The organism is Massilia arenae, from assembly GCF_008014745.1.
GTDB classification, from domain to species: Bacteria; Pseudomonadota; Gammaproteobacteria; order Burkholderiales; family Burkholderiaceae_D; genus Telluria; species Telluria arenae.
Genome location: NZ_VPFD01000003.1, coordinates 75299 through 99015, shown reverse-complemented (window position 1 = coordinate 99015; position 23717 = coordinate 75299). Strand labels below are relative to the sequence as shown.

The 23717-nt window shown below is 61.9% G+C and carries 20 protein-coding genes; 12 read left to right on the top strand and 8 right to left on the bottom strand.

Features of this window, described 5'->3' with window-relative positions:
• Nucleotides 1-21 precede the first annotated feature (21 nt).
• The 3 genes from gyrB to dnaA all read right to left on the bottom strand — a co-directional run bounded on the left by gyrB (nt 22) and on the right by dnaA (nt 5349).
• Complete coding sequence (gene gyrB / locus FVD38_RS03125; RefSeq protein WP_147933483.1) at nt 22-2523, bottom strand: DNA topoisomerase (ATP-hydrolyzing) subunit B; 2502 nt, start codon at nt 2521-2523, stop codon at nt 22-24.
• Between the two features lie 201 nt (nt 2524-2724).
• Complete coding sequence (dnaN, locus tag FVD38_RS03120) at nt 2725-3831, bottom strand: DNA polymerase III subunit beta (RefSeq protein ID WP_109345937.1); 1107 nt, start codon at nt 3829-3831, stop codon at nt 2725-2727.
• A 96-nt stretch (nt 3832-3927) separates the two neighbouring features.
• Nucleotides 3928-5349: a chromosomal replication initiator protein DnaA gene (gene dnaA, locus FVD38_RS03115; RefSeq protein WP_147933482.1), complete on the bottom strand. Its 1422-nt coding sequence runs from the start codon at nt 5347-5349 to the stop codon at nt 3928-3930.
• Between the two features lie 365 nt (nt 5350-5714).
• On the opposite strand from dnaA, the gene rpmH reads away from it, so the two are divergent.
• From rpmH to FVD38_RS27050, 8 genes are all read left to right on the top strand, one after another.
• Nucleotides 5715-5849, top strand: coding sequence for a 50S ribosomal protein L34 (gene rpmH, locus FVD38_RS03110; RefSeq protein WP_040378179.1), 135 nt, complete (start codon nt 5715-5717; stop codon nt 5847-5849).
• Between the two features lie 31 nt (nt 5850-5880).
• A complete protein-coding gene (rnpA, locus tag FVD38_RS03105; protein WP_147933641.1) occupies nt 5881-6291 on the top strand; it encodes a ribonuclease P protein component in 411 nt (136 codons plus the stop codon).
• Entirely contained in the window at nt 6288-6551 is a 264-nt protein-coding gene (gene yidD, locus FVD38_RS03100; RefSeq protein WP_123067961.1) for a membrane protein insertion efficiency factor YidD, read from the top strand. Before rnpA ends, yidD begins: the two co-directional genes overlap by 4 nt.
• A gap of 8 nt (nt 6552-6559) precedes the next feature.
• The gene (yidC, locus tag FVD38_RS03095) at nt 6560-8242 is read left to right on the top strand and encodes a membrane protein insertase YidC (RefSeq protein WP_147933481.1); all 1683 of its coding nucleotides are present in this window, start codon (nt 6560-6562) and stop codon (nt 8240-8242) included.
• An 83-nt stretch (nt 8243-8325) separates the two neighbouring features.
• On the top strand, nt 8326-9705 hold the full coding sequence (mnmE, locus tag FVD38_RS03090) for a tRNA uridine-5-carboxymethylaminomethyl(34) synthesis GTPase MnmE (protein WP_147933480.1): 1380 nt from the start codon (nt 8326-8328) through the stop codon (nt 9703-9705).
• A 55-nt stretch (nt 9706-9760) separates the two neighbouring features.
• The gene (locus FVD38_RS03085; RefSeq protein WP_147933479.1) at nt 9761-11428 is read left to right on the top strand and encodes an RNA-binding domain-containing protein; all 1668 of its coding nucleotides are present in this window, start codon (nt 9761-9763) and stop codon (nt 11426-11428) included.
• Nucleotides 11429-11633: 205 nt separating this feature from the next.
• Complete coding sequence (locus FVD38_RS03080; RefSeq protein WP_147933478.1) at nt 11634-12182, top strand: DUF1439 domain-containing protein; 549 nt, start codon at nt 11634-11636, stop codon at nt 12180-12182.
• A gap of 361 nt (nt 12183-12543) precedes the next feature.
• Nucleotides 12544-12675: a hypothetical protein gene (locus FVD38_RS27050; protein WP_267874118.1), complete on the top strand. Its 132-nt coding sequence runs from the start codon at nt 12544-12546 to the stop codon at nt 12673-12675.
• Nucleotides 12676-12681: 6 nt separating this feature from the next.
• Here FVD38_RS27050 and FVD38_RS03070 read toward each other — a convergent pair whose 3' ends face one another.
• Nucleotides 12682-13272, bottom strand: coding sequence for an Hpt domain-containing protein (locus tag FVD38_RS03070; protein WP_229493379.1), 591 nt, complete (start codon nt 13270-13272; stop codon nt 12682-12684).
• Nucleotides 13269-14237, bottom strand: a complete 969-nt coding sequence (locus FVD38_RS03065; protein ID WP_147933477.1) for a CAP domain-containing protein — start codon at nt 14235-14237, stop codon at nt 13269-13271. The genes FVD38_RS03070 and FVD38_RS03065 overlap by 4 nt, the downstream gene beginning before the upstream one ends.
• A 142-nt stretch (nt 14238-14379) precedes the next feature.
• Here FVD38_RS03065 and pssA point away from each other — a divergent pair, with 142 nt between their 5' ends.
• Entirely contained in the window at nt 14380-15159 is a 780-nt protein-coding gene (gene pssA / locus FVD38_RS03060) for a CDP-diacylglycerol--serine O-phosphatidyltransferase (RefSeq protein WP_123068601.1), read from the top strand.
• 269 nt (nt 15160-15428) lie between these two features.
• Here pssA and FVD38_RS03055 read toward each other — a convergent pair whose 3' ends face one another.
• The 3 genes from FVD38_RS03055 to FVD38_RS03045 all read right to left on the bottom strand — a co-directional run bounded on the left by FVD38_RS03055 (nt 15429) and on the right by FVD38_RS03045 (nt 18410).
• Entirely contained in the window at nt 15429-16589 is a 1161-nt protein-coding gene (locus FVD38_RS03055; RefSeq protein ID WP_147933476.1) for an IS4 family transposase, read from the bottom strand.
• Nucleotides 16590-16800: 211 nt separating this feature from the next.
• A complete protein-coding gene (locus FVD38_RS03050) occupies nt 16801-17259 on the bottom strand; it encodes a DUF8785 domain-containing protein (RefSeq protein WP_370660624.1) in 459 nt (152 codons plus the stop codon).
• A 92-nt stretch (nt 17260-17351) separates the two neighbouring features.
• Nucleotides 17352-18410 carry a DUF475 domain-containing protein gene (locus FVD38_RS03045; protein ID WP_147933475.1) on the bottom strand — a complete coding sequence of 353 codons (1059 nt, stop codon included), beginning with the start codon at nt 18408-18410 and terminating at the stop codon, nt 17352-17354.
• Between the two features lie 133 nt (nt 18411-18543).
• Here FVD38_RS03045 and FVD38_RS03040 point away from each other — a divergent pair, with 133 nt between their 5' ends.
• From FVD38_RS03040 to FVD38_RS03030, 3 genes are all read left to right on the top strand, one after another.
• A complete protein-coding gene (locus FVD38_RS03040) occupies nt 18544-18966 on the top strand; it encodes a divergent PAP2 family protein (RefSeq protein ID WP_123072129.1) in 423 nt (140 codons plus the stop codon).
• A 229-nt stretch (nt 18967-19195) separates the two neighbouring features.
• On the top strand, nt 19196-20335 hold the full coding sequence (locus tag FVD38_RS03035) for an efflux RND transporter periplasmic adaptor subunit (protein WP_147933474.1): 1140 nt from the start codon (nt 19196-19198) through the stop codon (nt 20333-20335).
• 28 nt (nt 20336-20363) lie between these two features.
• Nucleotides 20364-23564, top strand: a complete 3201-nt coding sequence (locus FVD38_RS03030; protein ID WP_147933473.1) for an efflux RND transporter permease subunit — start codon at nt 20364-20366, stop codon at nt 23562-23564.
• Nucleotides 23565-23717 lie beyond the last annotated feature (153 nt).

The following is a 23717-nucleotide window of genomic DNA, read 5'->3' as shown; positions in this document are numbered from 1 at the left end:
TTGACTTGAAGTGCAATACGATCAGACGTCGATATTGCCAGCGCGCAGAGCGTTGGCCTCGATGAAGTTGCGACGTGGTTCGACCTCATCGCCCATCAGCGTCGTGAAGATCTGATCCGCCGCAATGGCATCCTCGATCTGCACTTTCAACAGACGACGCACGGTCGGATCCATCGTGGTTTCCCACAGCTGTTCCGGATTCATCTCGCCCAGACCTTTATAACGCTGCTTGGACACGCCACGTTCCGCTTCTTCACGCAGCCATTCCATCGCTTGATGGAAATCGCGCACCGCGAATTCCTTCATGCGCTCGCCTTCGCCGCGGCGCACGAAGGCGCCTTCGCCCATCAGGCCCTGGAAGGTCGCAGCCGAATCGGCCAGCAGCGCGTAATCGGCGCCTGCGACGAAGTCGGCGTCGATCGACGTCACCTGCACGTTGCCGTGGTAGACGCGTTCGATACGCAGGGCATGCTTCTCGGACAGCTCGTCCGAACGCACCTTGACCTGCACGGCCTTGTCGTTGATCGCGCTTTCCATGGCCTTGGCCGATGCTTCGGCGCTCTCGAGCGTCGTCAGGTCCAGCGCCACGCCGCCGCTGAAGATCGCGGTCAGCGCAGCGCGGTCGATCACGCGCGCCAGGCGCAGCATGATGGCGTTGGCCAGGTTGTACTTGCGCGCCAGTTCGCCCAACGCTTCGCCGTTGACCGGGTCCGCGCCTTCTTTCGGCAGCAGCGACGCGGTGTTCAGCGCGAACGTCATCATGTAGCTGGCTTCTTCGACGTCATCCTTCAGGTAACGCTCGTCGCGGCCGGCCTTGACCTTGTACAGCGGCGGTTGCGCGATATAGATGTGGCCACGTTCCACCAGCTGCGGCATCTGGCGATAGAACAGGGTCAGCAGCAGGGTGCGGATGTGGGCGCCGTCGACGTCCGCATCGGTCATGATGATGATGCGGTGGTAGCGCAGCTTGTCGACGTTGAATTCGTCCGGGCCGATCGAGGTGCCGAGGGTCGCGATCAGGGTCGTGATCTGCTCCGACGACAGCATCTTCTCGAAGCGCGCCTTTTCCACGTTCAGCACCTTGCCGCGCAGCGGCAGGATCGCCTGGAATTTACGGTCGCGGCCTTGCTTGGCCGAACCGCCTGCCGAGTCACCCTCGACGATGTACAGTTCGGCCAGCGCCGGGTCGCGTTCCTGGCAGTCGGCCAGCTTCGACGACAGGCCCAGGCCGTCCATGATGCCCTTGCGGCGGGTCAGGTCGCGCGCCTTGCGCGCCGCTTCGCGGGCGCGGGCGGCTTCGACGATCTTGCCGCAGATGATCTTCGCGTCGTTCGGCTTTTCCATCAGGAAGTCGGTCAGCGTCTTGGCGACGATTTCCTCGACCGGGCCACGTACTTCGGACGACACCAGCTTGTCCTTGGTCTGCGACGAGAATTTAGGTTCAGGCACTTTAACGGACAGCACGCAGGTCAGGCCCTCGCGCATATCGTCGCCCGAGATCTCGACCTTGGCCTTCTTGGCGAAGTCGTGCTCGTCGATGTACTTGTTGATCACACGCGTCATCGCCGCGCGCAGGCCGGTCAGGTGGCTGCCGCCGTCGCGCTGCGGGATGTTGTTGGTGAAGCACAGCACCTGTTCGTTGAACGAATCGTTCCACTGCATCGAGACGTCGACCGAGATATTCGTGTTCTGGTCCGACATGCGGTCGCCGGTCGCCTGGAACACGCTCGGGTGCAGCACGGTCTTGGCCTTGTTGATGTACTCCACGAAGCCGCGGGTGCCGCCTTCGAAGGCGAACAGCTCTTCCTTGCCGGTGCGCTGGTCGGTCAGCTTGATGCTGACGCCATTGTTCAGGAACGACAGTTCGCGGATACGCTTCGACAGGATTTCGTAGTGGAACTCCACCAGCGTGAAGATCGTTTCGTCGGCCCAGAAGTGCACCTCGGTACCGCGCTTGTCGGTTTCGCCGGTCACCTTCATCGGGGAGACTTCGAAGCCGTCGCGCATCTCGATCAGGCGATCGACCGGGACGCCGCGCGTGAATTCCATCTGGTGCACCTTGCCGTTCTGGCGCACGGTCACGCGCAGCAGCTTCGACAGTGCGTTCACGCAAGACACGCCGACGCCGTGCAGGCCGCCCGAGACTTTATAGGAGTTCTGGTTGAACTTGCCGCCGGCGTGTAGCTCGGTCAGGGCGATCTCGGTTGCCGAGCGCTTTGGCTCGTGCTTGTCGTCCATCTTGACGCCGGTCGGGATGCCGCGGCCGTTGTCGGCGATCGAAATCGAGTTGTCGGAGTGGATGATGACGTGGATCTCGGTGCAATAACCGGCCAGCGCTTCGTCGATCGAGTTGTCGAGGACTTCGAACACCAGGTGGTGCAGGCCGGTGCCGTCCGAGGTGTCGCCGATATACATGCCAGGGCGCTTGCGCACCGCTTCGAGGCCTTCCAGGATCTGGATGGAGGACGCGCCGTAATCATCCGCGCTTGGGGCGGGCTGTTCTGCTGGAATATTCTCGGACATGGACTGCTTTCTATAAAACGGTGAATCCGGTTGCCTGCGGCCAGCCGGCTTCAACACTGGCCTGCAACCCCGGAAACGTCGTTCCCGCGCAGGCGGGAACCCAAGTTCGTTGGCGTTCAAGCAAACTTGGGTCCCCGCCTGCGCGGGGACGACGGTCTTGAGGCTAACTGTTGTTGGCGCGCCGTCTGCCTGCCAACCTTCTTAAATGCGCATCGGCATGACGACGTATTTAAAGTCGCCATTGTCGGGAATCGAGATCAGGGCCGACGAATTCGAGTCGCCCAGGGCGATGTTCACCTGGTCGCACTTGAGGTTGTTCAGCACGTCGAGCAGGTAGGTGACGTTGAAGCCGATGTCGATCGAATCGCCACCGTAGTCGATCTCGAGTTCTTCGACCGCTTCTTCCTGGTCGGCATTGGTCGAGCTGATCTTCATGACGCCCGGCTCGATGATGCAGCGCACGCCCTTGAACTTGTCGCTGGTCATGATCGCGGCGCGCTGCAGCGAACGCAGCAGTTCATCGCGGCTGATCGTGAAGTCGTTCTTGTAACCCTTCGGGATCACGCGGGTGTAGTCAGGGAACTTGCCCTCAACCAGTTTCGAGACCAGCTCGATGTCGGCGAAGGTGAGCTTGACCTGCGAGGCCGCGATGTCCAGGCGCACGGTTTCATCGCTTTCTTCCAGCAGGCGCTGCAGCTCGATGATGGTCTTGCGCGGGATGATGACTTCCTGGCGCTCGAACTGCTGCTCGGTCTCCACCTGGCAGAACGCCAGGCGGTGGCCGTCCGTTGCCACGGCAATGATATTGCTGCCGTCCAGCACCAGCAGCAGGCCGTTCAGGTAGTAACGGATGTCTTGCTGGGCCATCGAGAAGTACACCATATTGAACAGGTGCTTCAGCGTTTTCTGCGGCAGGGTCACCGAGGCGTTGTAGCTGTCGGCCACCGAGACGGTCGGGAATTCCTCGGCCGCCAGGGTTTGCAGCGCGAAGCGCGACTTGCCGCTCTGGACCGCCAGGCGCTTGTTCTGCAGCGTCATCGTGACGTCGCCCGATTCCGGCAGCGCGCGCAGGATGTCCAGCAGTTTACGCGCGGCCACCGTGGTGCCGGTCACGTCGTCGCCCGAGCCGATATTGGCGTGCGTGGTGATCTGCACTTCGGTGTCGGTCGACAGGAAGGACACGCTCTCGCCGGTCTTGCGAATGAGGATATTGGCCAGAATCGGCATAGTGTGCCGACGCTCGACAATACCGCTCACGATCTGCAGTGGCCGGAGAAGCGTATCTCGGGTGGTTTTGACCAATTGCATAGTTATCCTCAGTACGTTTGAAAGGTGATGTGTTACTAAAGCGATATTGTGCCATTGCCTGAGGCAAACACAAAAAAACTGCTCAAAAGCAGGCGATCAGCCCTTGAGCGTCTGTTCCAGCACGTGCAGCTCGTGGTTGCACTCCGGATTTTTTTGGCGGTCGCCGGAGATCTTGCGCACCGCGTGCAGCACGGTCGTGTGGTCGCGGCCGCCGAACAGTTCGCCGATCTCCGGCAGGCTCTTTTGCGTGAGTTCTTTTGCCAGGTACATGGCGATCTGGCGCGGACGGGCTATGTTCGCCGGCCTGCGCTTCGAATACATGTCCGCGACCTTGATGTTGAAGAAGTCGGCCACCGTCTTCTGGATGTTTTCCACCGAGATCTGGCGGTTCTGCACCGACAGCAAATCCTTCAGTGCTTCCTTGACCACGTCGATCGTGATGTCCTTGCCGTGGAAGCGCGAGTAGGCCAGGATCTTGCGCAGCGCGCCTTCGAGCTCGCGCACGTTGGAGCGCAGGTGCTTGGCCACGAAGAAGGCGACGTCGTCCGACAGCGTCACGTCCTCGGACTGCGCTTTTTTCAGCAGGATCGCCACGCGCATCTCGAGCTCGGGCGGCTCGATCGCCACCGTCAGGCCGGAATCGAAACGCGAGATCAGGCGGTCGTCCATGCCCGTGATCTCTTTCGGATAAGTATCCGAGGTGATGATGATCTGCTTCTTGGCCGCGATCAGTGCCTCGAACGCATAGAAGAATTCTTCTTGCGTCCGGCTTTTGCCACCGAAGAATTGAATATCATCGATGAGCAGCATGTCGAGCGAATGGTAGTAGTGCTTGAAATCGTCGAAGCCCTTGCGTTGATAGGCGGTGACGACGTCGCGCACATACTGCTCGGCGTGGATGTAGCGGATGCGCGCGTTCGGCTGGTCGGCCATGACCTGGTTGCCGATCGCATGGATCAGGTGGGTCTTACCGAGGCCGACGCCGCCGTAGAAGAACAGCGGGTTGTACGACACGCCCGGGTTGTTGGCGACCTGGATCGCGGCGGCGCGCGCCAGCTGGTTGGCCTTACCGGTCACGAAGCTATCAAAAGTAAGCTCGGTGTTGATCCGGCTTTGCTCGCGCTTGGGCGAGTTGGCGATGTTCAGGTTCTGGGTCGAGCTCGGCCCGGCGGACGGCTGCGGGTTCTCGGCGCCAGGCGCAGGGCGCGGCGCGTTGAAATCGACGGTGGCCGAGTTGCCGGACGCGCTCGAGTCGGTCGCCTTGCGGGCAGGATTGTTCTTCGGGTCGAGCACGAACTGCACCTCGACCGGCGCTTCCCAGTACTGGGCGGCCAGTTCGGTGATGCGGGTGGCGAACTGCGTCTTGACCCAGTCGAGCTTGAAGCGGTTCGGCGCAGCGATGCGCAGCTTGCCGTCTTCGTAGTCGAGGGCGACCAGCGGTTTGATCCACGCGCTGAATTGCTGCGGCGTGAGCTCTAGCTCAAGCTGCGCGGATGCTGACTGCCAAAAATTTTCCATACTTCGCTTTTGATACGTAACACGCTATTTTACCTGTCTCGGCCCAAGTTATCCACAGGCGCTGCACATATTTTCCACCGAAATGGCGAGCCGGGCCGACCCCTTGCCAAGCTGGAAACGTACGCGGGTGGCGCTTGGTGAAACAACACCTGCCTTGACACAAGGGTGCGAAGTAGAGTCTAATTCAGGGTTCCCCGTCCATGCGCCATGCCAGGCTGTGATTTTTCAGCGGCTGGTGGTTGGGCGACGAAAGACCTGCTGTGGCGTGACGCTGGTATAACCTTGAGCGAAACTGTCATCGGCGCCGAATCTGACACGACGTCAGACCCGATTTTGCATCTTATTTTGCTTTAAGCGAGACCACCATGAAACGTACTTACCAACCTTCCGTCGTCCGTCGCAAGCGCACGCACGGCTTCCGCGCACGTATGGCTACCCGTGGTGGCCGTCAAGTCCTGAACGCTCGCCGCGCCAAGGGCCGCAAGCGTCTGGCTGTCTAAGTCACGCACCGCAGATCGATTGCGGTCGGTGATGACAGGCGAAGGTTCGCACGACTTCGCGCGCGCTCGGCGCATCGTTAAAACGGATGAATTTTCATCCGTTTTTCGTTTGCGGCCGACGCAAAAAACGGCGCATTTCGTGCTCTACACGCGTCCGAACGACCTGCCGCATGCGCGGCTGGGCGTCGTTGCGGCCAAGCGTTTTGCGCCGCGCGCGGTGACCCGCAATACGATCAAGCGCATGACGCGCGAGCTGTTCCGTACGAGCAGCCTGGCGCAGGTCGATTGCATCGTCCGCCTGTCGCGTCCCGTCAATGCCAAGGACGGCCCGGCCACCACGCGCGCCCTCAAGGCCGCGCTGAAGGTGGAACTGGCGCGCCTGTTCGGGTCACAGCAAGCCCTGCAGCAGCGGCCGCGTCCTACGCCGGCCAGCACGCCATGAAGACGCTGCTCGTCTGGTTGCTTCGCGGCTACCAGCTGCTGCTGTCCCCCATGCTCGGGCCGCGTTGCCGGTTCTATCCCAGCTGTTCCAATTATGCGATCGAAGCGCTGCGCGTCCATGGCGCCGCACGCGGTTCCTGGCTGGCCGCGCGCCGCGTGGGCCGCTGCCATCCGTGGAATGCGGGTGGCGTCGACCCGGTGCCGCCGAAAGACGGCCCCAAGGAATCTCACTCAGCCGCTTGCGGTTGCAACCACTCCTGAAGACTCCAATGGAATTCAATAAACGTACTGTCCTGTGGATCGTGTTCGCCATCTCCCTGATTGTTCTCTGGAACAACTGGATGGTGGCTAACGGAAAGCAGTCGCTGTTCTCGGCGCAACCACCAGCGCAAGTCGCGCAGCAGACCAAGCCGACGGATGTTCCAGCTGCGGCGCAGCCGGGCAGCGCCGCCGTGCCGGGCGCTCCGGCCGCCGCCGCTACCGCGGTGCCGGGTGCTCCCGCTGCCCCTGCAGCGCCTGCCAGCCAGATCGTCACCGTCACCACCGACGTGGTGAAAGTCGACATCGACTCGGTCGGCGGCGTCATCAAGCGCCTCGAGCTGCTGCACTATCCGGATCACTTCGACAAGACCAAGAACCAGGTCCTGTTCAATGTGAACGGCCCGAGCGTCTACCTGGGCCAGACCGGCCTGATCGGCACCAGCGCCGCCGGCGTGCTGCCGAATCACACGACGCCATTCACCGTCAAGTCGGCGCAGACCACGCTGGGCGGCAACAACCAGGCGCAGGTCGTGCTGGAAGCCGAGCAGGGTGGCGTGCGCCTGACCAAGACGCTGACCTTCCGCAAGGGCGACTACCTGGTCGGCGTGCGTCATGACGTCACCAACATCAGCGCCGCGCCGGTCCAGCCATCGATCTACCTGCAGCTGCAGCACGACGGCAACAAGCCGGCGACCGATTCCTGGTTCATGCCGAGCTACACCGGCCCGACCCTGTACACCGACGCCGACAAGTACCAGAAGCTGACCTTCGAGGAAATCGAAAAAGGCAAGGCCGACCACTCGACCAAGGCCGACAACGGCTGGGTCGCGATCTCGCAGCACTTCTTCGTCTCGGCCTTCATCCCGGCCGACAAGTCGCCGCGCGACATCTTCACCAAGAAGATCGCCAACAACCTGTACGCGATCGGCACCGTGCAGTCGCTGGGCACCGTGGCGCCTGGCGCGACCGTGTCGAACGACACCCGCCTGTATTCGGGTCCGCAGGACGAGCAGATCCTGGAAACCATCACCCCGGGCCTGGAGCTGGTGAAGGACTACGGCATGCTGACCGTGATCGCCAAGCCGATCTTCTGGGTGATGACCCAGCTGCACTCGATGCTGGGTAACTGGGGCTGGACCATCGTCGCCCTGACCATCCTGATCAAGCTGGCCTTCTTCCCGCTGTCGGCGGCCGGCTACCGCAGTATGGCGAAAATGCGCGTCGTGACGCCGAAGATGCAGGCGATCCGCGAGCGCTACAAGAGCGATCCGGCCAAGATGCAGCAGGCCACCATGGAGCTGTACAAGACCGAGAAGATCAACCCGCTGGGCGGCTGCCTGCCGATCCTGGTGCAGATGCCGGTGTTCTTCGCCCTGTACTGGGTGCTGCAGGCATCGGTCGAAATGCGCGGAGCGCCATGGATCCTGTGGATCCAGGATCTGACCCAGCCCGACCCGTTCTACATCCTGCCGGTGATCTACGCGGTGTCGATGTACATCACGACCAAGCTGAACCCGCAGCCGACCGATCCGGTGCAGGCCAAGATGATGCTGTTCATGCCGATCGCGTTCTCGGTGGTGTTCTTCTTCTTCCCGTCCGGCCTGGTGCTGTACTGGGTGGTCAACAACATCCTGTCGATCGCCCAGCAATGGGTCATCACCCGCAAGTTCGAGACCGCCGCGGCCAAGTAATCCGCAGCTTCTCGTGAAAAGCCCGCGCTTGAAAAGCGCGGGCTTTTTGTTTTTGAAGATCCCGTATCCCTTACAATCGTTCCATGAAACTCGACACATCTCCCATCGCCGCCATCGCCACCGCTCCGGGCCGCGGCGGCATCGGCGTCGTGCGCGCCTCCGGCAAATCGCTGGCCTTCCTGGTCGACGCCCTGTTCCCCGGCGTGACCCTGGCGCCACGCCACGCGACCTATATCCCGTTCAAGGCCGCCAATGGCGACATCCTCGACGAGGGTCTGGCCCTGTTCTTCAAGGGACCGCATTCGTATACCGGCGAGGACGTGCTCGAACTGCAGGGCCATGGCGGCCCAGTGGTGCTGCAGATGCTGCTGGCGCGCGTGCTGGAAGCCGGCGCGGCGTCCGGCCTGCGCCTGGCCGAACCGGGCGAGTTCACGCGCCGCGCTTTTCTGAACGATAAACTCGACCTGGCCCAGGCCGAGGCGGTGGCCGACCTGATCGACGCCTCCACCGAAGCCGCCGCCAAGTCGGCGTCGCAATCGCTGTCGGGCGCCTTCTCGCAAGTGGTGCACACCCTGGTCGACGGCACGATCAATCTGCGCATGCTGGTCGAGGCCACGCTCGACTTCCCGGAAGAAGAAATCGACTTCCTGGAAAAATCGAACGCGCGCGGGCAGCTGGCCGGCATCATCGAATCGCTCGAGAACGTGTTCCGCCAGGCGGCGCAGGGCGCGCTGCTGCGCGAAGGGCTGAACGTGGTGCTGGTCGGGCAGCCCAATGTCGGCAAGTCCTCACTCCTGAACGCGCTGGCCGGGGCCGAGGTGGCGATCGTCACGCCGATCGCCGGCACCACGCGCGACAAGGTGAGCGAGACGATCCAGATCGAGGGCATCCCGCTGAACATCATCGACACCGCGGGCATCCGCGCAGTGAGCGAAGAGATCGACGTGGTCGAGCGCATCGGCATCGAGCGCACCTGGGGCGAGGTCGGCAAGGCCGACGTGATCCTGCACCTGCTGGACGCGAATCTCGGCCCGAGCGCCGCGGACGAGGCCATCGTCGCGGCCTTCCCTCCGAACGTGCCGGTGGTGCGCATCTGGAACAAGATCGACCTGTCGGGGCACAAGCCGTCGAAGGACGAGAGCTCGGACGCCGTTCACCTGTACCTGTCGGCGCACGAAAAGCTCGGCATCGACCTGCTGCGCGCCGAGCTGCTGCGCATCGCCGGCTGGCAGCAGACTGGCGAATCGCTGTACCTGGCGCGCGAGCGTCACCTGATCGCGCTGCGCGCCGCGCGCGAACACCTGGAGCTGGCGCGCCAGCATGCGATGCAGGACGATCAGTCGCTAGACCTGTTCGCCGAGGAGCTGCGGCTGGCGCAGGATCGGCTCTCCAGCATCACCGGGCAGTTCACGCCGGACGATTTGCTGGGGGTGATCTTCAGCCGCTTCTGTATCGGCAAGTGACAGTTCGATGATTGAGCGGGAACTGTAACTATTGCAGTGTGGTGAGGGAATGCGTATGACGTCAGCAGATTTAAAGGTACTGCTCGATCAGTTGATCGCTGCTTGGGAAAACGAGGTGGCAGAGTTCAAGCAGGCAGGTAACGAGTACGACACGGACAAGATCGGTGAGTATTTTTCTGCGTTGAGCAATGAGGCCAATCTTCGCTGCGTTGAACGCGCTTGGCTAGTCTTCGGAATCAACGACAAGACCCGTGCCATCGTCGGGACTGATTATCGTCGCGACGCTGATCGTCTTCAGAGGTTGAAGAATCAACTGGCGCAAGGAACTGAACCCAGCATCACGGTGCGGAATATTCATGTCCTCGACGATGAGCGCGGTCGAGTGATACTCATGGAAATTCCGGCAGCACCACGAGGTATTCCGATCAGCTGGAAAGGCCATTACTACGCTCGTGCTGGAGAGAGCCGGGTTCCATTAGGGCTGGACAAACTGGATGAAATTCGTCAACAGACTCTCTTGCAGGATTGGACTGCTCAGCTTGTAGCAGGAGCTTCTTTGGATGATTTGGATGAGGGCGCCGTGCGCAGGGCGCGTGAGTCGTTTGCTCAGAAATATGCTAACCGTTTTTCATCCGAGGAAGTAGAACGCTGGCCTCTTACTGTCTTCCTTGATCGAGCCCGCATCACTCAGAATGGCAAAATCACGCGTGCGGCCTTGCTCTTGTTGGGGCAAGCGAAATCGGCATGGCACTTGTCTCCTCATCCGGTGCAATTGACTTGGAAACTGGAGGGTGTGGAACGGGCCTATGAGCATTTCGGTCCGCCATTTTTACTGGAGACAACACATCTCTACCAACGTATTCGCAATATTCAACTGCGAATTTTGCCTGAAGATCAGCTATTGCCTGTAGAGGTTTCGAAGTACGATCAAAAAGTCGTGCTGGAAGCGCTGCATAATTGTCTTGCACATCAGGATTACACACGCAACGGCCGGGTTGTGGTGACGGAACGTCCGGACAGGTTGTTGTTTGAAAACGAGGGCGGCTTTTTCGAAGGTCAACCAAGTGATTACCTCGAAGGGAACAAGATTCCTCGGCGCTATCGGAATCCATTCTTGGCCCAGGCCATGGCCGAACTGAATATGATCGACACGATGGGCTACGGTATTCACGATATGCATGCCCGTCAAGCCAAGCGGTATTTTCCTATGCCTGATTACGATCTGGACGAGGCGAGCGCAGTAAGGCTGACGATTTATGGAGGTGTCGTCGATCCGGCCTATAGTCGTTTGCTGATTCAGAAAACAGATTTGCCATTGGCTGATGTTCTTGCACTTGATCGTGTACAGAAGAAGTTGCTTATTCCTGAAGAAGCAGTGACTCGTTTGAAGCGAATGAAGCTGATCGAAGGACGTAAGCCAAATTATCATGTATCGGCTGCTGTGGCGGAGGCAACGGCGAACAAGGCTGAGTACATTCGTACCAGAGCGCAGGATGATGAGTTCTACGCCAAGCTCATCATTGACTACTTGGAGAAATTTGGACAAGCAACGCGTGCTGAGATCAACAAGCTGCTAGGGAGTAAGCTCAGCGATGCATTGGATGATAGACAGAAATATAACAAAATCGGCAACTTACTCACCAAGCTGCGACGCCAGGGGAGAATTGTTAACACGGGATCAGATACCGCCCCCTCATGGAAACCCGCAAAGAGGATTACATAGAAAAAATAGAGATTTGCAGAGAGAGTTTATTTTTTCCTAAATAATATCAAGCACTTAGCTCTCTCTTGCAAAGCTTGTTTAAGAGAGCCTGAAAGAGAGGCGTCTTGCGTCCTGTACTGACGTGATCGGAGCTTATTCGTCTGCGATCATGTTACGCTTGGCTGTTCCCTAGTAGAAGCTGATTCGCATGCAATCTCCTACACTTATGTTCCCTCGTCACTTACTGAAACTGGCCGGCTTAACCTTTGCAGTTACTCTGCTCGCCTCCTGCTCCAGCCTGATCGGCCCGCGCCAGGTCGAGCTCCCCCTGCACAAGCTGCAGGCCGGCCTGGACAAGCGCTTCCCCGTCAATGAGCGCCTGCTGGAACTGTTCGACGTCCAGCTCACCCGTCCGCAGCTGGCGATCCAGCCGGAAGACGACCGGGTCGCGCTGGCCGTCGAGGCCTCGGTCGCGCCGCCGTTCGCGCGCGCCTGGACCGGCAATATCGCGTTCTCGGGACGCCTGTACGTCGACCCGGCTCGCGCCGCAGTCATGATGGCCGAGCCGCGCGTCGATCGCCTGCAGCTCGGCAACCCCGAAGCCGAGCGTCAACTGACCCGCGTCGCCAACGGCCTGATCGACACCGTCGCGCGCGACATGCCGGTCTATACCTTCGAGCAGAAAGACTTGCGCTACGCGGGCGTGCAATTCGTTCCCACGCGAATCCAGACCACGCGCACCGGCCTGGTCGTGACGCTCGAGCCGGCAAAATAAGCAGTGTGCGCAAGCATGCATGCCGATAGTTGGCATTACGCTACGTTTTTTGGTGGTGCATTGGGGCTCGTGCAGCCGAAACGTTGCACGCATGTCAAATCGGTCCCCGGGAGCGGGGCAGGGGATTGCACCCGCCTGGCATTGGGCGCACACTGATACGCAACGAAAGTCGTGATGGGTTCGCCTGTCGCGGTCCGGCTTGCGCTTTCTCATGCGCACGGAGTTCCGCTGAAGTAATCTTTCTCTGACTAAAGGCTGCCGTATCAGGGGGTGGATCTTGGAAACGACACACGAGAGTCTTCCGGACAGTGGGCTGCCCGCTGAGCCGCCGGTGGCCGTCTCAGTTGCCTCCACAGGCAGCATGCCGACCCGCGCCAGTCTTCCGGCCAAGGGTTCGTGCTGGTACTGCGAAAAGCCGCTCGACAGTGTGCGGCGCTTTTGCGGCAAGCCCTGCGCCGACTCCTTCGACGAAGAAGCCGAGTTCACGCGCTGAGCGCTGCTAGCGGCGGCCGGTCTGCTCCAGCAGCGCCAGCGCGTTCTCGAAATCGAAGCGCCTGAGCGCCGCGTCGAACGCCGCCACCTTCTCGCTTCCCATGCTCGCCAGCAGGCGCGGACGCAGTTGCGTGGCCAGGTCCGGCGCACGGCCATCGCCGAGGTCGAGCATGTCGCGCAGGCGCGCCAGGTCGTCCCGGGCGACTGGCAGGCTTGCGGGCGCCGGCGCCGGCGTTAATGTCTGCGTTTCGGGCGCGGCCAGCAGCGTGTCGACTTCCGCCAGCACCCGCGCCAGCTCCTCGTCCAGCGCTGCGATCAGCGCCAGCGGCGCCGCGTCGCCGGCCTTCATCGCCAGTTCGACCTTCAGCGCCAGCTCGCGCAGCCGGTTCGCCTCGATCATCCCGGCCGCGCCCTTGAGCGTGTGGGCGATGCGGTGGGCCAGCACGGCGTCGCCGGCATCCAGCGCCGCGTGCAGGCGCGCCGCGAGGTCGCGGTAGTCGCCGGCGAAGCGTCCCAGCACGCGCAGGAACAGCGCGCGGTCATCCATCACCCTTTCCAGGCCGGCCGCGAAGTCGATGGCCACCGCTGCGCCGCTCACCGCGTCGTGAACGACCAGGCGCGCGCAACCGCCGCACCATTGACCGTACCGCTGAAATTGACCTCATAGGTCGTGGCCGCGCGCAGCGGAGCCACGGGGATGATGGAGGCCGCCGTTGCCTGCCCGAGCGGATCGACGCGCAGCACTTGCAGGTTGGCGCCGCCGCGCGGGCGCACCGTGAAGCTGCCGACCGCCAGCGTCGAATCGAGATTGGTGTGCACGCTGATCGGATACCCCACCTCGTTGCGGTCGGGGACCGGGTCCGGTTCCTCGGTATCGCTGAAGAAGTTGGGCGCGACCCCGGTCTGGCCGTTGAAGGGCCAGCTGACGATCGTGCCGCGCGCGATGCCGGGGCCATAGCCGTTGCGGCTGGCGAAATCGGCGGTGAAATAATGGTAGCCGCGGCTGGCGCTGGCGGCGCCGGTGCCGAGCTCGCGGAACATCGGCTCGAAGATCACGAAGCGGTGATAGATCGCCGTGATCAGTTCTTCGGTCATGAAGAATCCCGAGCCGTTGTTGCTGCCGGAGATCACTTCGCCATAGGCAAAACCGCGCGCCCGGTCCAACGTGTAGCTGGCCGCGTTCAGGCGGTCACCCAAGGTGGCGCCGGTAAAGCCCTGGCGACCCGGCACCTGGTCGTGGCTCATCAGGTTATTGATGCGCAGGTATTCGGAGTGTCCGAGCGCTGCATTGTCGATCTGCGCGTTCTGGGTGACCGTCGGCACGCCGGCCTGGGCGCGCCGGTAATTGATCCAGTTGCGGCCATCGAGGGCGATATTGCCGGTCAGGGCGGGGGCATCCACCGCTGGGGCGGGTGCGGGTGCAGCGGGGCTTGGCGCGACCGCCATGCCGCCACCGGCCTGGGGCGTCGGACTGCTGCTCCCGCCGCCGCCGCCGCATGCACTCATGGCCAGGGCAGCGCCCAGGATCGCGGCGATCGACTGCCAGCGTGGCGTATAGCTCATCTTGCAACTCCTGTCAATACATAAGCGTGGGGCATCATTCTAGGCCAAAAACGACGATCGTGACCGCCGCTGCAACCATCGCGCAACACCCTTACAGGGCTCACTGTAGAATAAGCCAACATTTCCCTTGTCGAGTCGACCATTGAAGCTATCTAACCAGCAACGCCTCGCGCGCGCCAAGTTCGCCCTGCCCAGTTCCGTGACGCTGCTATCGATCGCCTGCGGTTTCGCCAGCATCGTGATCTCGGTCGACAACGCACGCGTCGGCGACCCGGACGACTTCCGCCTGGCCGCGATCCTGCTGGTGCTGGCCGGCGTGTTCGACGCGCTCGACGGTTTCGTGGCGCGCGCCACCAATACCCAGTCCAGCTTCGGCGTGCAGCTCGACTCGATCGCCGACGTGATGAACTTCGGCTGCGCGCCCGGCCTGCTGCTGTACTGCTACGGCTTCACCCAGCTGGGCGATGTGCACCCGACGCTGGAGCGCATGGGCGGCCTGGCCTGCTTCGTGTTCGTCACCTGCGGTGCGCTGCGCCTGGCGCGCTTCAATATCAGCCATGGCCGCACCGACCCGCGCTACTTCGTCGGCATGCCGATCACCGCCGGTGCGGCCTGCGTGGCCTCGGTAGTGGTGGCCTGGCCCGATCCCGTCGTTTCCCTGGCGCCGGCCTTCATGGTGTGCGCGCTGATGGTCTGCGTCGGCGCGCTGATGGTGTCGACCATCCGCTTCCCCAGCTCCAAGCACCCGAAAGGCAAGGTGATGCTGGCGCTGGTGGGCGTGTGCCTGGTGCTGCTGGCGTTGTTGCAGGAGCGTTTCTTCGTGCTGTTCTTCCTGCTCTATGTGTGCGTGACCCTGCTGCTCAACATCGGCTGGAAGCTGGGCTGGCGCGGCGTGGCGCCGCCGAAGGTGTTCGAGGACTGATGCGATACCGTCGTTCCCGCGGAGGCGCACTGCTGTCCGGAATAATCTTCTTGATTTTTCCATCAGAATAGGCATCCCTGTTTGAGTGCCAAGTCCTCTCGATATCGACGCTGTCGTCGGTATCGAGAGAGTTCGGTGGCGCCGCGTTGAAACAGGGTTTCCCGTACCTGCACCAAACACTCCCACAATGTGCCTTTGACGGCATTTCGCTGCTTGTAGAGGGCGACAAGNGCGCACTGCTGTCCGGAATAATCTTCTTGATTTTTCCATCAGAATAGGCGTCCTTGTTTGAGTGCCAAGTCCTCTCGATATCGACGCTGTCGTCGGTATCGAGAGAGTTCGGTGGCGCCGCGTTGAAACAGGGTTTCCCGTACCTGCACCAAACACTCCCACAATGTGCCTTTGACGGCATTTCGCTGCTTGTAGAGGGCGACAAGCAGGTAGCTGATCAATGCAGTAAGCACCTGGATACGTACAGCGTTTTCGGATCTGCCCAAGAATGATTTGATCTTGAGATGCTGCTTGATCCATTTGAAGAACAGCTCGATGTCCCATCGCTCCTTGTAGCTCTGGGCGATCTCCAGCGCTGAGCTTTCCAGATCATTGGTGGCAAGAACAAGTGCAGTCTTGTCGGGACGAGCAATGGTCACGCGGCGCAGAGTTGCAACATAAGGATTGGCCCGTCCACCAGGACGGCGGTGTTTAAGCTGGACGATTTCATCGTCGATGACTCCCAGCGCGTCGGTTGGAACCTCGCGCTGTTCGATCACGGTCAAGCCCGCGTTTTTCTTGAAGCGAGTGACGAACAATGCACCAGCGTTATCGATAGCATGCCACCAGCTGTAATCGCAGTAGCCTTTATCGAACACATACAAGGCGCCCTGTCGCAGCGGGACCTCCCACGCCTTCTCGATGTCGTTGACGTTGGCAGCACTGAAGCTGTACCAATCGGGAGACTGCGTCGTGGCATCCAACAAAACATGCACCTTCATGCCCTGCGTGTTGCGGGTGCTGTTATCGAGCGTCCAACGATCAAACTCGCGGCCTTTGAGCGTGAGCGAAGTTGAATCGAGCAAATACATCAGTTCGGAACTATCACTGCGCAACTTGCGTGAAACGAGCTTCATCAGCCATGCCGCTGTTTCGGCAAATACTGCATCACTACGCCTGGCGTTAGCGTCGGCAATGGTCGTGCGCTGAATAGATGCCGCCCCTAGATGATGATGGTGGGACTGATGGCTGTTAAAACCGATGGCCAAGGTGCGAAGGCTGGATGCTCCACTGAGCTGCCCGTACAGCATGCTGATGAGATGCTGCCAATGACTGAATTTCTTCGAGTACTTGTCGGCGTTGTGCTGTTTGACCAATGCGTCGAACTTCTGACGCGGAAGGCCCTTCATTAATTCTTGAAAAGTGGATATGCTGAACATGTTGCAGGGGTGGTTTTTAAGTTTGGCGACTCCGGTATACGCCGGTAAACCAGTCCCTGCAACCCTTCCAGCAATTTCCCCTCAAATTATCCCGGACAGCAGTGCGCGAAGGCGGGAACCTAAGCTTGCTCGCGGACCGACTACGTTTCAAGATATCTCCAGGCTACAGCCTTGGGTTCCCGCCTCCGCGGGAACGACGTGGAGGGTGTGCTTATTGTGCAGCTGCTGCTTGCGCCGGCGCCCCCTGCGCCTGGCTCGGCGACACCGGATCCACCGGCCCCGTCACCGCACGCTTGACGAAATACTCGGTATCGCCAAAGCAGCTGGTCGGCACGCCCTTGTGCTGCTCGTACGAGATCTGCACGCGGCGGCCGATATTGCTGTTGAGTTGCTGTACCACCGTCTCATCGCGCACGGTGAAGGCGAAGCGCTCGGGAATCGCTCCCGGCATGCTCGACAGCAGGATCTCGCCCTCCCAGGTCTTGCACAGCCAGCCTTTCTTGGAGAACGTCTGCAGGTAGCCGGCGCGGTCGCCCTCGGAATACGCCCAGGTCAGGGTGAACCACGTGTACAGGGAACCGAGCACCGCCACGACGGCGACGACGGATAGCAGGATGGCGGTAGAACGGGCTTTGGGCATGGTCGGGCAGGCGATCAAAAAGGTTGGCACGGGTTGTCAATATTGCAGCGCAAACGCGGTGCGCGCTCATTCTGCCATGCCTTGCAGTAATCGCAAACTGCGAATCTCATCCGGGCCGCTAATTAACCGGTCCGCGCCGCCACCTCGGCCTCCTGGGCCGCAATCCTCCTGCGGTAGCGTATGGACGACCACAGCGACACCAGGATGAAGGCCAGCCCCGACAGCCCGGTGAACCATTCCGGGATGTGATAGTGCACGCTGGCGAACATGATCAGGGCCAGGATGCCGATCGCGTAGTGCGCTCCGTGCTCTAAATAGACGAATTCCTGCAAAGTCCCCTTGTAGACCAGGAACACCGTCATCGAGCGCACGAACATGGCGCCGATGGCCAGGCCCAGCATGATGATCACGACGTCATTGGTGATGGCGAAGGCGCCGATCACGCCGTCGAAGCTGAACGAGGCATCCAGCACTTCCAGGTAGAGAAAGCCGCCGATGCTGCCTTGCGAGATCATGGCGCCGACCGAGGGATCTTGTTCCTTTTCTTCGAGCAGTCCGCTCAGCCACTTGACGCCGATATAGACCAGCACCCCGGTCACGCCGGCGATCAGCACCGCCAGCTTGCGTGCCTCGGGCATCAGGCGCATGGCGCCGATCACGCACAGCAGGGTGAGCAGCACGGCCAGTCCCTCGGACCCGTACTTGCCGACCTTTTCCTCGAACCAGGTGATCCAATGCAGCTCTTTTTCCTCGTCAAAGAGGAAGTTCAGGAACACCAGCATCAGGAAGGCGCCGCCGAAGGCTGCGACCTCGGCGTGGTGCTCGGTCAGGTGGCGCGAATATTCATTGGGATTGTCGATCGCCATATGCCAGACGTCGAACAGGCCGAGGCCGGTGGCGGCGGCGACGATCACCAGGGGAAACAGCAGGCGCATGCCGAACACCGCCACCAGGATGCCGACGGTCAGGAACAGCTTGCGCCAGAACTCGTTCCAGTGCTTGAGCACCGAGGCATTGACGACGGCATTGTCGAAAGAAAGCGACACTTCCAGCACGCCGAGGATGGCGGTGATCCACAGGGCCTGCAGCAGGCCGGGCAGTCCGCGGTGCTCGTAGCCCCACCAGCCGGCCAGGGCCATCAGGACTGCCGTGACGATGAAGGACCAGCGGAAGTGCCGCATACATACCTCTTGTCTGTATTGACTCGTTGGGTCAATATTACCGTTTCCCGGCCTGATGCGTCCGTTCCAAAAGTCGCCCACGAGGCCTTGCTTCTGAGATAATTCCGCCCAGCATTTTCACCTATAAGACATCATGGACATTATCTACCTCGCGACGCCCATACTGACCTGGATGGTGGTCGGTCCGATCAAGTTTCTCATTTCCAGCGTCCGCCTGCGGCGCTGGGCCTTCGACCTGGTCGGCAATGGTGGCTTTCCCAGCAACCATAGCGCGGTCGTTTCCAGCATGGCCACCCTGATCGCCCTGCGCGAAGGCATGGACAATCCGGCCTTCGGCGTGGCGTGTGCGCTCGCCTTCATCGTCATGATCGACGCCAACAGCCTGCGCCAGCACGTCGGGCGCCACGCGGTGTCGATCAACCGCCTGCACGACGGCAAGGAGGACTACGTCATCCTGCGCGAACGCATGGGCCATACCAAGATCGAAATCGCTGGCGGCGTCCTGACCGGCATCGGCATGGGCTTCCTGATCAACGCCGTCCTCGGTGGCCTCTAGCCATGTACATACAGCGGGCGTCCACTTGCCGGACGTCCGCCTGTCCGTTTTACCCCGCATCTCATCCGGGCTGGAATGCAGCTCATCGCCAAAAAACGCAGTTCATCCATCGAATTCGGCGTTATACAGGTTCGTCAATTGACGCCATCAGGGGCCTCCTGAATACTGCGCGCTGAGTACCTATTCTCATTTTTATAAAAACGATCAAGTCCTACTCTGGAGAATCACAATGCTGCGCAAAACCCTCCTCGTTCTAGCCATCGCCTCAAGCCTCGTCGCCTGCGGCAAGGATTCCGCCAAGGCCCCCGGCCAGGGCAAGGACAACAAGCCGACGCAGCTGACGGTGGCGCCCGAGGATGTATTGACGATCCAGAGCGATTCGATTTCGTCGGGCCCGGTGGTCACGGGGTCGATCCAGCCGGAACGCAAGGCCGACCTGCGCGCCGAAGTCTCGGCCATCGTGCTGCAGGTGCTCAAGGAGAACGGCGAGCCGGTCAAGCGCGGCGACGTGCTGGTGCGCCTCGACGAGACCTCGATCCGCGACACCCTGACGTCGGCCGAGGATGCGCAGCGCGCCGCCAGCCTGGCGCTGGAACAGGCCAACCGCCAGCTCGAGCGCCTCAAGACCCTCACCGCATCCGGCATGACCTCGGCCAAGGCCCTGGACGACGCCGAAATGGCGCGCAATAACGCCCTGAGCGAACTGTCGGGCGCCCGGAGCCGCGTCGCCACCGCGCGCCAGCAACTGGCCCGCACCACCGTGCGCGCGCCGTTCGACGGCATCGTCTCCGAGCGCAAGGTCTCCAACGGCGACACCGCCAATATCGGCAAGGAGCTGGTCAAAGTCATCGATCCGACCAGCATGCGCTTCGAAGGCGCGGTGTCGGCCGATTCGGTCAGCACCGTCAAGGTCGGCCAGAAGGTCAATTTCCGCGTCAACGGCTATGGCGAGCAGCAGTTCGCCGGCATCGTCAAGCGCATCGATCCAGCCGCCAACCCGGTTACCCGCCAGGTCGAAGTGCTGGTGGGCTTCGCCGACAAGGCCCAGCCGCGGGTGGCCGGCCTGTACGCCGAAGGCCGGGTCGACGCTTCCGCCACCGACGCCCTGATGTTGCCTGAATCGGCCCTGGTGCGTGTCGGCGACAACAGCCACACTTGGCGCATCAAGGATAAAACGCTGTCCAAGGTCAACCTGGTGGTTGGCGCGCGCGACCCGCGCACCGGCAACCTCGAAGTCAAGCAGGGCCTGGCCGCAGGCGACATCGTGCTGCGCGCGCCGACCTCGAACCTGAAAGACGGCCAGAAGGTCGACATGCCGGCCGCGCGCGTGGCCAGTGCCGCGACCGGCGCAGCCGCCCAAGGCAAGTAATACGGGAAATATATAAGGAAAAACAACCATGTTCCTGTCCAATTTTAGTGTCAAGAAACCGGTCGCGACGATCGTCATCATCGTCGCGATGATGGCCATCGGCCTGCTCGCGTTGTCCAAGCTGCGGGTCAACCAGAATCCCGACGTCGACATCCCCATCATCGTGGTCGACATCCCGTATCCGGGCGCCTCGCCCGAAACGTCCGAGCGCGAAATCACCAACCGCCTCGAGAAGCAGATGCAGGCGATCCAGGGCGTCAACAAAGTCAATTCCAACTCCTATGAAGGCGGTGCGTCGATCTGGATGGAATTCGATTTCGACCGCAACCTGATCGAAGCGTCGGACGACGTGCGCAACGCCATTGCCGCAGTGCGCTACAAGCTGCCCATCGAGATGCGCGAGCCCGTGCTGCGCCGCATCGACCCGGCCGCCGAACCGGTGATGTCGCTGGCGCTGTCGTCGAGCACGCAAAGCCATGCCGAGATTTCGCGCTATGCAGAAGACGTGCTCGCCGACCAGTTCCGCGCCATCGACGGCGTCTCGACGGTCGCCGTCAACGGCGCCCTGCGGCGCGAGCTGTCGGTGCTGCTGCGCGCCGAGAAACTGCGTGAGTTCAATGTATCGGTGACGGAAGTAACTAACGCCCTGCGCAGCGGTAACACCAACGCGCCGGTCGGCAAGCTGCGTAGCGAACTGGACGAGAAGGGCATCCGCCTGGTTGGCCGCATCGAGCGTCCCGAGGATTTCTCGCAGATCGTGGTCAAGCGCAATGGCGACACGATCGTGCGCCTGAACCAGGTCGCCGAGATCCGCGACGGCTTCGCCGACATCAACAGCCTGTCCATGCGCAGCGGCAAGCCGAATGTCGGCCTGCAGATTTCCCGCTCGCGTGACGCCTCGACCGTGTCGCTGGCCAAGAAGGTCCATGAAGTGGTCAAGGAAGCCAGCCAGCACCTGCCGGAAGGCACCAAGCTGGAAGTGACCCGCGACGGCGGCGAAGATGCGCAGTCGAGCCTGAACAACGTCATCGAGGCACTGGTGCTGGGCGCCGTGCTGACCGTGTTCGTCGTGTATGCCTTTCTCAATTCCTGGCGCTCGACCCTGATCACCGCGCTGGCCCTGCCGACCTCGGTGCTGGCCGCCTTCATCGCGGTCTGGCTATGCGGTTTCACCCTGAACTTCATGACCCTGCTGGGCCTGTCGCTGGCGATCGGCGTGCTGATCGACGATGCGATCGTGGTGCGCGAAAACATCGTGCGCCACATGGAGATGGGGTCGGACCGCCGCACCGCGGCCCTCGAAGGCACCGCCGAAATCGGCATGGCCGTGGCCGCCACGACCTTCTCGATCATGGCCGTGTTCGTGCCGGTGGCCTTCATGCCGGGCGTGTCCGGCGAGTGGTTCCGTCCGTTCGCACTCACCGTGACCTGCTCGGTGATCGTGTCGCTGTTCATTTCGTTCACGCTCGACCCGATGCTGTCGGCCTACTGGGGCGATCCGCCAGACCACCACAGCGCGCCGAAGAAGGGCATTGGCCGCATGCTGGACAAGTTCAACCACTGGTTCGACCGCCAGGCCGACCGCTACGGCAATGTGATCGCGTGGGCGCTGCATCACCGCCGCTGGATGGGCTTCATCGCCCTGGCAAGCTTGGCCGGCGCGATCGCCCTGCACTCGGCCTTTGGCGGCTCCAGTTTCCTGCCGAAGATGGATTCGGGCACCATCATGGTGGAGGTGCGCGTGCCGGCCTCGTCGAGCGTCGAGTATGCCCGCCGCAAGGTCGAGGCGGCCGCCGAACTGGCGCGCACCCTGCCGGAAACCGAGGACACCAACAGTAACGTCAACCTCTCTGGCGGCCGCGTGTACGTGGACATCGGCAAGCGCCGCCAGCGCGAGCGCAGCGCCTCCGAGGTCGCGGTCGAGCTGCGCGAGAAGATCAGCCGCCTGGTCGGCGCCGAGTACGTGGTCATGGATGACCTGAGCGGCAACGGCAAGCCGGTGCAGATCGAGTTCAGCGGCCCGGATTCGCGCAAACTGATGGAACTGACCAATGCCTATATGGTCAAGCTGCGCGAGGTGCCGGGCGCGGTCGACATCACCCTGTCGGAGCAGGATCCGAAGAACGAGCTGCAGATCGTGCTCGACCGCGGCCTGGCCAATATGATGGGCATCTCGGTCAACGACGCCGCCCAGTCGCTGCGCGTGGCCTTCGCCGGCATCGAAGTGGGCGACTGGGTCGACCCGACCAGCGAGACCCGCGACGTCGCCGTGCGCCTGCATCCTGACGACCGCGTCAACACCGAGAGCATCGAGCGCCTGCCGATCTCGGTCGGCGGCACGGGCATGATGGTGCCGCTCGACCAGATCGCTTCGATTACCATGGGCAAGGGTCCGTCGGCGATCCGCCACAAGAACGGCGAGCGCATGATCACCGTCTCGGCCAATGCCCAGGGCCGTTCGCCGGGCGAGGTCACGGCCGACGCCATGAAACTGGCGCGCACCTTCGACTTCCCGCCGGGCTACGGCCTGGCGCTGGGCGGCTCGGGCGAGGACCAGCAGGAGCTGTTCACCGAGATGGTCATCGCGCTGCTGTCGGGCATCGCCCTGATGTACCTGATCCTGGTGATGCAGTTCAGTTCGTTCACCGCGCCGATCGGCGTGATGATGTCGCTGCCGCTGTCGCTGATCGGCGTGGTGGTGGCGCTCATCATCACGGGGCATACGCTCAACCTGATGAGCATGATCGGCATCATCATGCTGATGGGCCTGGTGGCCAAGAACGCGATCCTGCTGCTGGACGCCGCCCGCGCCCTGGAGCACGAAGGCATGGACCGCGAGGATGCCCTGATGGCGGCCGGCCGCAAGCGCCTGCGTCCGATCCTGATGACCACCTTCGCCTTGATCGCCGGCATGCTGCCGGTGGCGCTGGCCTTCGGCGATTCGGGCGAGTTCTACCAGCCGCTGGCGATCGCCATCATCGGCGGCACGATCACCTCGACCGTGCTGACCCTGCTGGTGGTGCCGACCTTCTACGACAGCATCGAGATCGCCCGCGACCGCATGGTGGCCAAATATGGCCGCCGCGCCGAACGCTGGAATACGTTGCCGGCCTTCCTGATGACCTTTGTCGAAGCGATCCTGACCCTGACCCTGGTGCGCCTGGTCTACCGCGTGATCGTGCGCATCGGCCGCTTCGTGACCGGCCGCGGCAAGGCCGTGCCGGCCTGATCCTGTCCCTGAGGGCGGCGCCGGCCGCCTGCTGCACCCGACACGGCCAGCCACGCGCTGGCCGTGTCTTTTTGGCAACGGGTTCGGTGCGCTCGCCACCGGATCCGAGCTGTCGCGCTAGTGTTTCCTGTTGTTATGTTCTAATGGCGGGCG

Bases quoted from the DNA above. Each gene is read 5' to 3' on its own strand.
- gyrB (WP_147933483.1), bottom strand. From the start codon at position 2,523: ATGTCCGAGAATATTCCAGCAGAACAGCCCGCCCCAAGCGCGGATGAT.
- dnaN (WP_109345937.1), bottom strand. From the start codon at position 3,831: ATGCAATTGGTCAAAACCACCCGAGATACGCTTCTCCGGCCACTGCAG.
- dnaA (WP_147933482.1), bottom strand. From the start codon at position 5,349: ATGGAAAATTTTTGGCAGTCAGCATCCGCGCAGCTTGAGCTAGAGCTC.
- rpmH (WP_040378179.1), top strand. From the start codon at position 5,715: ATGAAACGTACTTACCAACCTTCCGTCGTCCGTCGCAAGCGCACGCAC.
- rnpA (WP_147933641.1), top strand. From the start codon at position 5,881: ATGACAGGCGAAGGTTCGCACGACTTCGCGCGCGCTCGGCGCATCGTT.
- yidD (WP_123067961.1), top strand. From the start codon at position 6,288: ATGAAGACGCTGCTCGTCTGGTTGCTTCGCGGCTACCAGCTGCTGCTG.
- yidC (WP_147933481.1), top strand. From the start codon at position 6,560: ATGGAATTCAATAAACGTACTGTCCTGTGGATCGTGTTCGCCATCTCC.
- mnmE (WP_147933480.1), top strand. From the start codon at position 8,326: ATGAAACTCGACACATCTCCCATCGCCGCCATCGCCACCGCTCCGGGC.
- FVD38_RS03085 (WP_147933479.1), top strand. From the start codon at position 9,761: ATGACGTCAGCAGATTTAAAGGTACTGCTCGATCAGTTGATCGCTGCT.
- FVD38_RS03080 (WP_147933478.1), top strand. From the start codon at position 11,634: ATGTTCCCTCGTCACTTACTGAAACTGGCCGGCTTAACCTTTGCAGTT.
- FVD38_RS27050 (WP_267874118.1), top strand. From the start codon at position 12,544: ATGCCGACCCGCGCCAGTCTTCCGGCCAAGGGTTCGTGCTGGTACTGC.
- FVD38_RS03065 (WP_147933477.1), bottom strand. From the start codon at position 14,237: ATGAGCTATACGCCACGCTGGCAGTCGATCGCCGCGATCCTGGGCGCT.
- FVD38_RS03055 (WP_147933476.1), bottom strand. From the start codon at position 16,589: ATGTTCAGCATATCCACTTTTCAAGAATTAATGAAGGGCCTTCCGCGT.
- FVD38_RS03045 (WP_147933475.1), bottom strand. From the start codon at position 18,410: ATGCGGCACTTCCGCTGGTCCTTCATCGTCACGGCAGTCCTGATGGCC.
- FVD38_RS03040 (WP_123072129.1), top strand. From the start codon at position 18,544: ATGGACATTATCTACCTCGCGACGCCCATACTGACCTGGATGGTGGTC.
- FVD38_RS03035 (WP_147933474.1), top strand. From the start codon at position 19,196: ATGCTGCGCAAAACCCTCCTCGTTCTAGCCATCGCCTCAAGCCTCGTC.
- FVD38_RS03030 (WP_147933473.1), top strand. From the start codon at position 20,364: ATGTTCCTGTCCAATTTTAGTGTCAAGAAACCGGTCGCGACGATCGTC.